Source organism: Vibrio lentus, assembly GCF_002875945.1.
GTDB classification, from domain to species: domain Bacteria; phylum Pseudomonadota; class Gammaproteobacteria; order Enterobacterales; family Vibrionaceae; genus Vibrio; species Vibrio apostichopi.
Window position 1 is genome coordinate 1 of the sequence record NZ_MCZK01000044.1, and the last position, 9184, is coordinate 9184.

Consider the following 9184-nt stretch of genomic DNA (forward strand, 5'->3'; position numbering starts at 1 on the left):
GAATTACGCAACAAAGCCGCTAGGCTCTACAAATAAACATAAAGAGATACACAGGAGGGCTGCGTAAGATCGGATCATGTTCCCCTCCTAGTACTAAAAATGTATAAGCTTTTAATTCAATGTTATTTTTCTTGCTTTACAGATATGCCACTCACATTGCCGAGAATCGTTGGGATTGGGTAATGTGCGGTCGCACCTGGCATCAAGTAACCACTTGTTTTTGTATCAATCTCATTCCAAGGAAGGTCTTTTTTTCCATCACTGGTCTGCAGTTCGAACACTGATTGAAGTAGGTTGACGAGCACTTTACTTGTGTTTTCAACAACGATGATATTGTTGTCTTTGAGCGAGGTTTTCATTGTTGGTTCTAAGGCGTTTGGTGAGACAAAGGCGAGGGTTGAAAAACTCAGTAGTGTTTTGATTTTACTTTCTTTATCTTCTTGGCCTTTCACTTCTAATTCGTTGAATTCAATTCGATACAATTTTGTTGTGGTGAGAGCATCACTTGGGATATAACGAACTCGAATTTTTTGTGAACTTAAGGGGTTAACCATAATTTGAGGGGGAAGAATTAGAAAGCTGTCTTCATTTAATGTGAGCACTTCTCCTGTTTCGTCATAGGTCACATCGTATACGACCACTTCTACTGGAAGTGAACGGTCTTGAGTATTATTGATGGTGTAGCTTGTCAGTGCTTTTCTGCCAAACTCTTGCATCTCTTGGTACATGGGCGTTATTTCATAGCAAAAGGCAGCGACGTGATGCAGTAATAGGCTAAAAATTAAAATAGTTGTTTTCATAAAGCCCTTCCTTGGTGACAAGAGCCCACTTTAGTGGGCTCGAATTTATGAACTAAAATCCGCAAAATGCGTGACAAGTTTTTGCTTGGAGTTTCACATACACAGTTGAGCGATAGTTACCTGCTCTTGCTAAAGCTGCACCTTCTGTTGTGATAGAAAGAGGAATTTCAGCAATTTTGTTTTCTTGATGTTTACCGCTCCATTTGACTTTGAAGTTGCCTGTTGTATGACCAAACAGGCCATCACTTGCGTTGCTCGTATCGAAAACATCGGTTTGATTTGCTTGTAATGTGTAATCGATGCGTTCTTTACCAATGGCCATGCCAAAACGAGTCATTTTGAATGGTGTTGCGGTCATATCGACATCCATTGATTTTCCGTAGTTACACCACGCGCGAAGTTTAGCTACAGGTTTACTGGTTAGGCCTAGTATTGTGTTTTTACTGTCATCAAGCATACCTGTTAAACGGATATCGCCATTTACTGAGTTTGCTTGCCCTTCTGCCTGTAAGTTGAGCACACAACGTTGTGGGATAGTGCCTTCCATACGAATATGTGCACCATCGCTGTTACTTGCGTTAGCAAACAGAGCATCATTACTGTATTGAAACCCAACCTCCTGGAAGCTTACTGGAGATGCGCTATTTGATGCTGCAAAACCATTTACACTAAACATCACTCCTGCTACCGCTACTGCTATCATTAACTTTTTCATAATTATTCCCTCATTACCTGTGTTATTACTGACAACAACTAGATAATAATTTGTTGTTAAGATATATGCCTCGCAAAGATGGGTGATATATCCAATAAATAAGTATGAAAAGAGTGCTAATTTTAAACGGTTAATTTATGTGCTTTTGCAAATAACTCGTATCTAGAGTGAACATCTAACTTAGACATTACATTGTAAGCATGAGTTTTTACGGTATTTATGCTTACATTTGTGTCCTTTGCTATTTGAATGTTCGAAAACCCTTGCAACATTAACTCAAAAACACGTCTTTCTTTTTTCGTTAATGAAAATTTCTCTGTGACGTTTTCTGTGATAGAAATCGGTATTTTTTCTGTATCGTTAATACATAAATCGATTATAAAACTTTCCATAACATGGCGCGGAAACCATAATTCACCCTCTTGGATTGACTTAATTGCTTTGGGTAAAAATTCAAAATGGTTGGTTTCAATCTGACCAAGGAATCCAAGTTGCAAATAATCGTAACAACTAGAGTTGATGGTATTGATCGCAATCCACTTGTCCTGTCTATTTACGATAGATAAGCCACACTTGTTTGGCATGGGTATGGTCTGTCTATCATAAATGACGATGCCTTTATAACTGATATCAAGTTCAGAAAATGACTCGAGAAATTGAAATTGATTCAATGGGAATGAAAATTTCAAAATGTCTCTTACGACCCGAGATAAAACAGCATCTCTAGTAATTAAACAGATATATGGAGATGGAAGGTGGTGTGACATAAGTACCCTACCTTATTGCTTTTTCTTAGGAATTACGTGTAGGCTGAACGGGTTGTTTGATTCATCAACCATTGACCTTTCCCAAAGCGAGATATCAGTTGATTTTGGTTTTTGCACTGAGTTTTGTGAAGAATACTTTTGATCTGCGTTCTCACTGTTTCTTTGGAAACACTGCGTACTTGCGCCACTTCTGACCCTGTTAACCCTTTGATTATTAGCTCCATCACATCAAGTTCTGACTTGGTAAGGATAGGGGGGATGTGCGTGGTTGTAGGTTCAGCGTAGCGGGCCCAATGCAATAGCATAGTGTGATGAGCAATCCAAGAGTTTGCCCAAGCGATAGTGATGTCGCAGATAAGTTCAAGTTGGCGAAATTCGTCGGGCTTAAGGGCAGTGACGCTATGGAAAATGATCGCAATTTCGTAATGGTAAGAAAGGTCTTCATAGATGGAGTAAAAGTTAAGGTTACTCTCTACAATTGATAGTTTCTCATGATCAAAAATTCGGTTATCAATAATTGAATCTCGGCCGTGGCATACTTGCCCTTTTTCCTCTTGTGAGGCTACAGCGAGGTAGTTGTCTAGCTTCTCGGTGACTCGCTTGGAGATTGAGATTCGACCACTAAGACCTTCAATATATTTGAAGACTGGGTTCTGATTTTTTGACATGATAACTAAAGTGACATGTTCAACCCCCATTTCGATGAGACCTTTTCTGATTTCTTCTTCAAATTCAGAGGGGGACTTATTGAATCCATTATCCAACGGAATAGCGTTTTCTGATATCTGCATTTATCATCCCTTAAATTTACAGCAATTGGATAGCTATAATATTGTGTGATATTTTTCGCTATCTTAAATAGATATTAGTCACCAAGTGATATCTTTATCATCACCCAATTGGGTGAAAACTTAATAAATTTAGCTTTGCTTTTGTTAAATGCCATTGTTTTAATTTAATATTGATCTAAATCAACATAACCTAACAAGTTATTAAAAATTAAGTTAAATAACAAATAAACATTAAAACGTTATATTAAGTAGTATCTATTTGCTTTATTGCTAGTGCAATATTGGTTAACTTATATCAGATATTAGCGATGCACTTATAAGTGAAATAGATAAAAAAGTGGCGAATAGACTGTCTATTCGCCACTTTTATTTGGGAGGTTTATTTTAAACGTTTTGGATGGAAGCGTTTATTTGTCGATCTTTCTTATCCAGCGCACCACTGAATCGAGTTAATCCAAGAGCAATTACAACAATCACAGCGCCGACCCATGGGGTGTTCATTAATCCTGACCCCGCAACAATCAAACCACCGCCCCACGAACCTAACGCGATACCCACGTTGAAGGCGGCAATGTTGAGCCCAGATGCCACATCTACTGCGTCTGGTGTGTATTTCTCTGCCTGTTTGACGACATACACTTGCAGCCCCGGAACATTGCCGAATGCGAATGCACCCCAAACTAAAATAGTAGCCACTGACGCGTATGGGTTAACTGCAGTAAAGTTGAACACCATTAATATCGCTGCCAGACCAGAGAAGATGACCGTCAGTGCTTTAATTGGCCCCATTTTGTCGGCCATCTTACCGCCCCAGATGTTACCTACCGCGACTGAAACTCCGTAAACCAACATGATTAAGCTGATTGAGCTTGAATCAAATCCCGACACGTTTTCAAGTATTGGAGCAAGGAAGGTAAAGGCTGTGAATGTGCCGCCGTAACCAAGCGCTGTGATGGCGTACACCAACAATAAGCGGGGTTGAGTTAGTACCTTTAATTGTGCTGAAATCTTAGCGGCTGGTGGCTGTTTAAGGTTGTTAGGAACCAAGATAGCGCTGCCAATCAGAGCGATAAGACCAAGCACGGCAACAATCAAGAAGGTTGCTTGCCAGCCGAATGTTTGGCCGATGTAAGTACCCAGCGGGACACCCGTTACTAAAGCGACGGTTAAACCGGTAAACATGATTGCGATTGCACTCGCTGCTTTATCTTTAGAGACCAATCCTGTTGCGATGGTCGACCCAATCGAGAAGAACACACCATGAGCAAGACCAGTAAGAATACGTGCCGCGATCAATGTGTTGTAGCCTGGAGCCTGCCATGCCAATAAGTTACCGACAACAAACAGAGACATCACGGTTAACAGCACCAATTTACGGTTCCATTTTCCCGTTAATGCCGTAAGTACAGGCGCGCCAATCGCTACGCCCAACGCGTACAAACTCACTAAGAGTCCAGCTGATGGCAGTGATACATTCAAATCGGTCGCCATGGTAGGAATCAAGCCTACGATGACAAATTCTGTGGTTCCGATGGCAAAGGCGCTGAGCGTCAATGCGAGTAATGCTAAGGGCATAATCATCTCTCTTACTATTCTGTGCTAAGTATCGAGCGCGATAAAGGGGAGCAGTTTATGGCTGCAATAAGAGCGCTTCGTTTGATGGCGAGGATTATCGAGTAAAATATATTTGTGAAAAATGCCACTATTAACAAATAACTTTTGTGTTATCTGCAATAATGTTAGAGGGAGTCAATGGTAGGTTTTGAGCTACTTAATCCGTTAGGTGCTCAACAGATAAAACGTTCAATCGACTAAGCAGTCTAGTAACTTCAGCCAAGATGAGAATAGATAAGGATCCTTATGCTAACGCGATCAGATGATTTGGAAATGGTGTTGACCGTGGTCGATGCTGGCGGTTTTTCAGCGGCAGCAGAAGCGTTGGATGTGCAGGTGGCGAAGGTATCTCGCTCAGTCAGCAAGGTTGAATCTCAATTGGGCGTATCGATATTTAACCGAACTACAAGACGTGTTGAGCTAACCGAAGAAGGACGCCAGTTTGTCGACTCTGTTCGGCTTGGTTTGCAGATGATTCAGAGCGCTGAAGAGGAGATTGTCTCGCGTGGAGAGCTGCCAAAAGGCCGATTAAGAGTCGATGCAGCCAGCCCATTTGTATTTCATCAGTTGGTGCCTTTGGTGCAATCATTTAATGAAGCTTATCCAGATATCGAGCTCGAGCTAACCTCGAATGAAGGCTTTGTTGATCTGTTAGAAAAGCGCACCGATGTCGCGATTCGAATAGGTAAGTTAGCCGATTCAACGCTCCACGCGCGACCACTGGGTAAGAGTTTGTTATATATGGTCGCTTCACCAGAGTATTTGGCAAAGCGTGGCATTCCACAAAAGACAGACGATCTGAGTAGTCATCTTACTGTGGGTTTTTCGGATAATAAGGTGCTGAATCAATGGCCGCTGCCTAATCATTATTATATTGAGCCCAACGTCAAAGCCAGCAGTGGTGAAACCGTCAGGCAGTTAGTGTTAGCAGGAAATGGCATTGCGTGTTTGTCGGGCTTTATGGTGCAGCAAGATATTGCAGAAGGTCGACTGGTTCCTGTATTGGAACACGTGAAACTGAATCACACAGACAGAGAACTGGTGAATGCGGTGTTCTACAAGTCGTCATCGGTTTCTAAGCGTATCTCAGCATTTATCGACTTTATTCAGCCTCGTTTAAAACTGTAATTGAGATAAATAAGCCTAGGCGGAAAAATGTTGAAACGAAAAGCCCCGCTGACATTCAGCAGGGCTTTCAAATTAAGGGCTTGGAATACGGATTTAAGCGATTTTTGTCATCTCATTCAGTGTGAATGACGCAACACAACCTTCCGTTGCTGCCATGTACTCAGCAAGGTGAGTATTACCCATATGTGTCAGCCAAAGTTCGCGAGACGTCCAGTTTTCGTAGAAAGTGAAATGCGCTGGGTTTTCATTGTCTTGGTGAAGGTCATAGTTGATGCAACCCTCTTCTGCACGAGTGATATCAATCAGCTTTAGTAGTTCTGCTTTAACCAATTCGATTTTGTCTTCGTTAGCCACGATGTTTGCGATGATAGTCAGTTGAGTCATGTTCGTTACCTATATTATTGAGTTCACCGAAATGGTGTTGTTCTTTGTCACAGGGCTTATTAGCTCAATAGCGGGTCTATGTTTATTGAGCTCTCGTCTGTGTCGATGGATAAATAATAGTAGTAATATTCAAAACGATAAACCGCGCTACGTTTGAATTATTATCAAAAATTATTTGATAATAATTGAGGTTTATAGTCTAAAGGACATAGGTAGACGAATATTAAAACCCGCCCGCCCAAGCATCAAAGTCATCAATGTTGTCGAGTTCTTGCTGGCTTCTTGGTGCTGGGTAATAAGGTAGAGCTAATCTCACAACAGAAGGAAGTAGTTCCCATTCTGGCGTCATCTTTAGGCGTTTCAATTCATTGTTAAGGCGCACAAACATGTAGTAGCCATCGCTGTGGGTATTGGCATAACTTGCGACTGAGGCGATATCGCCAGAGGGTAATTTTACATTTCGGCCGAGCGGGTAGAGTTGGTGTAATGCAAAGCTGACTTTCGGGTCTTGCAGCTTGCCTTGTTTAAAGCGTTCTAGGCCAATGGCAGTTGAGGTCGTGCGAGGCTTCCAACCGGTGAGGAACAAACCACTCAAGTTATCTTGGAATGGCTTACCCTTTCGATTGCCTTCATTACTAATGAATTGAACCGTCAGATTGTCTCCCGACTCTTTCAGAATTTCTAAAAACTGTTCACCAGTGCGATCGACTAAAAGCTTCATAAGACCCAGATACCATTAAGAATGAGATACGATAAATGGTACTACTTTAGGGGAGGTTTTGGTAGGGAGGATTTTATTGCGGGTGGGAAGGGCTGTTTAAAGGCTATAGCGAATAACTTACAGCGAACAAAAAGCGGTGAACAGATTACAAAGGACAACATACAAACGCCGAGAGTAAATCACTCTCGGCGTTTTTGGTTGATGAACAACTGAACCCTTTAGATGGATTCATTTGGTGCGAATTAGCTCAGTTCACCTTCCACATATTGAAGACAGAAAGACTGCGCTTTTTCATCGATTGTAATTTGTTCGTTACCCCTTAACTCGAGGTATAGCTTTACCGCCTGTTTTAGCGCAGGAATTAAAGCATCACGCTCTGGCATTGAAACTGTTTGCGCAAGTGCCTGTACAAACTCTGGTAAACGAGATTCAATTTTTCTCACGCCAGATGGTGTTAATCCAGCTTGTTTGAGTGCTAACGGAGACAATACGTTTTGACGAAGGAAGGAGAGGAATTCGACCGTCTCGAAGTATTCCCCGCGAGCTATTTTGGTTGCCGCATAGTGCGTCCAGATCCAGAAGCGATCTTCAATCCATTGCGGATCTGGTTGTGGATAGCGCGGTTCAGCGGTACTGAATACATCGGTTAACAAGCTATCTCGTTCCCATAACACGTGGTTGTTATCAACTCGAACTGCTGCATCTGGTAGAGAGACAAATTTGAAATCAACGTGTACTGGTTCTGGGCCAAATATCGACACAATTAAGCGTGGCTCGCCAACGTGTTCACCAGTAAATGCCGCAACTTTACCGCCAATGTTATCAAGAATGTTGAATCGTTCTTGCATCACGCTTTCGTAGTCGGCTGGGTTGATTGCGATAATAAAGTCTAAGTCGCTGTATTTGTCCATCGAGTCAGATCCAAAAGAGCCGCTAGCGGCAATGCCACAAATTCGAGGATCTTGAGACAGGATATCAATCACTTTGATTAGAAGTGCTTTGTGAGGTGCTGGAAGAGTACTTGGGTAGTTCATCTTTTACCTATCTTGAAAAAGTTAGAACTGCAGGGCAGCTAGTGCGGCAAAATCAACGCAGCATTATAGAGTGTCAATGTCGGCATATCTTGTCAATAAAGTATTGACTAATAGTTATACTTCCATGAAAACTCACTATAAATGAAACCTATACTAGAGAAGCATTTATATTCTTTGATATCTAAAGCATGACAAATACCTAACTCTAGTATTATAGGTGTTCGATCTGTGTGAATTGACCTAAGTATTTCTAAAAATCACCATTATTGAATAAGAAAAAACGAAATGGATCTGAGCTGATTTACGTAGCAAAGTTATTAAAAAGATAGTAGATGGGAAATAGGGCAGATGAGTCCTAATTATTTATTGCTTTGTTTTTATTATTTCTGACATTTACTCACTTCGACTGGGCTTTTATAAAATGATAGTCTAGGTAAATCTTTGAGCAAGTCAGCTCTTTTGGTCAACAAGCTATACATACAGTTAACTGTATGGTCTTTAATTACTTGGTATAGAATCTATGTTTGCAAGCTACCTCAAGAAAAAAAGAAAAGAACACAAGTTAACTCAATCGGAAATTGTTACAAAGTTAAAACAATTCCGAAGTGATGCCTTTGAGTCCCTTGATAACGTAACGGTAAGCCGTTGGGAGAGGGAAATTACAACGCCTTCCCGCTACAAGCAACTATTGATCACCCGATACTTTAACGATGATTTGTCAGAGTTTCTCCTAAATCAAACTGCTGAATGTAATTTCGATAATCTGAGAAAGATCTTCTACGATAGATATGAGTCCGTTTACAGTTTTTCGAATCGACTCAAGTATGGAGATCATCAACCTGATAGTTATCAAGTACATGAGTTTGAATCATTTACAGGAGATAATCTTAAAAGTTGCCTTTTGGAAATTGAAGGTATGCATCAGCAGTTTGGCATTCCAGACAGCGATATGTTTCAGCTTGACTTTGATCATTTGATGGCTGATAAGCGTGGGGAGTTTAGAATTTACTATAATAACGCTGTTAAAGTTGGACATTATCTAGCGTATTACTTCAGTTATGAAGAGTTTTGTCATCAGATGGAACAATCAAATTGCACCCCAGATTACAGTAAAACTAACAATAAAGAGCAGAATAATAATTTAGTGATGTTTAGTAGTAGTCGTTTCTTCGAAGCACCTAGTCTCCGTTTATATAACGTTTATCGTGAAGTGGCTTTGTTGCGTAATTC

The 9184-nt window shown here is 40.9% G+C and carries 10 protein-coding genes; 2 read left to right on the forward strand and 8 right to left on the reverse strand.

Going from position 1 to position 9184, the window contains the following annotated elements:
• Positions 1 to 122 precede the first annotated feature (122 nt).
• The 5 genes from BCT49_RS03945 to BCT49_RS03965 form a co-directional block, all read right to left on the reverse strand.
• Positions 123 to 800 carry a fimbrial biogenesis chaperone gene (locus tag BCT49_RS03945; RefSeq protein WP_102434230.1) on the reverse strand — a complete coding sequence of 226 codons (678 nt, stop codon included), beginning with the start codon at positions 798 to 800 and terminating at the stop codon, positions 123 to 125.
• Between the two features lie 52 nt (positions 801 to 852).
• Positions 853 to 1515: a hypothetical protein gene (locus tag BCT49_RS03950; RefSeq protein WP_102434231.1), complete on the reverse strand. Its 663-nt coding sequence runs from the start codon at positions 1513 to 1515 to the stop codon at positions 853 to 855.
• Positions 1516 to 1637: 122 nt separating this feature from the next.
• Positions 1638 to 2282, reverse strand: a complete 645-nt coding sequence (locus BCT49_RS03955) for a helix-turn-helix transcriptional regulator (protein WP_102434232.1) — start codon at positions 2280 to 2282, stop codon at positions 1638 to 1640.
• A gap of 32 nt (positions 2283 to 2314) precedes the next feature.
• On the reverse strand, positions 2315 to 3073 hold the full coding sequence (locus BCT49_RS03960) for a helix-turn-helix transcriptional regulator (RefSeq protein WP_102434233.1): 759 nt from the start codon (positions 3071 to 3073) through the stop codon (positions 2315 to 2317).
• 384 nt (positions 3074 to 3457) lie between these two features.
• On the reverse strand, positions 3458 to 4648 hold the full coding sequence (locus BCT49_RS03965; RefSeq protein ID WP_102434234.1) for an MFS transporter: 1191 nt from the start codon (positions 4646 to 4648) through the stop codon (positions 3458 to 3460).
• Positions 4649 to 4933: 285 nt separating this feature from the next.
• Here BCT49_RS03965 and BCT49_RS03970 point away from each other — a divergent pair, with 285 nt between their 5' ends.
• Positions 4934 to 5815, forward strand: a complete 882-nt coding sequence (locus BCT49_RS03970) for a LysR substrate-binding domain-containing protein (protein WP_102434235.1) — start codon at positions 4934 to 4936, stop codon at positions 5813 to 5815.
• 93 nt (positions 5816 to 5908) lie between these two features.
• Here the strand turns inward: BCT49_RS03970 and BCT49_RS03975 are convergent, their stop codons facing one another.
• From BCT49_RS03975 to BCT49_RS03985, 3 genes are all read right to left on the reverse strand, one after another.
• Positions 5909 to 6199, reverse strand: a complete 291-nt coding sequence (locus BCT49_RS03975) for a putative quinol monooxygenase (RefSeq protein WP_102434236.1) — start codon at positions 6197 to 6199, stop codon at positions 5909 to 5911.
• Positions 6200 to 6422: 223 nt separating this feature from the next.
• Positions 6423 to 6920 (reverse strand): hypothetical protein, encoded by a 498-nt coding sequence (locus BCT49_RS03980; RefSeq protein ID WP_102434237.1) that lies wholly within the window; start codon positions 6918 to 6920, stop codon positions 6423 to 6425.
• A 242-nt stretch (positions 6921 to 7162) separates the two neighbouring features.
• Entirely contained in the window at positions 7163 to 7954 is a 792-nt protein-coding gene (locus tag BCT49_RS03985) for an oxalate:formate antiporter (protein ID WP_102434238.1), read from the reverse strand.
• 520 nt (positions 7955 to 8474) lie between these two features.
• On the opposite strand from BCT49_RS03985, the gene BCT49_RS03990 reads away from it, so the two are divergent.
• On the forward strand, positions 8475 to 9184 hold a 710-nt coding region (locus tag BCT49_RS03990), incomplete at its 3' end, for a helix-turn-helix domain-containing protein (RefSeq protein WP_102434239.1).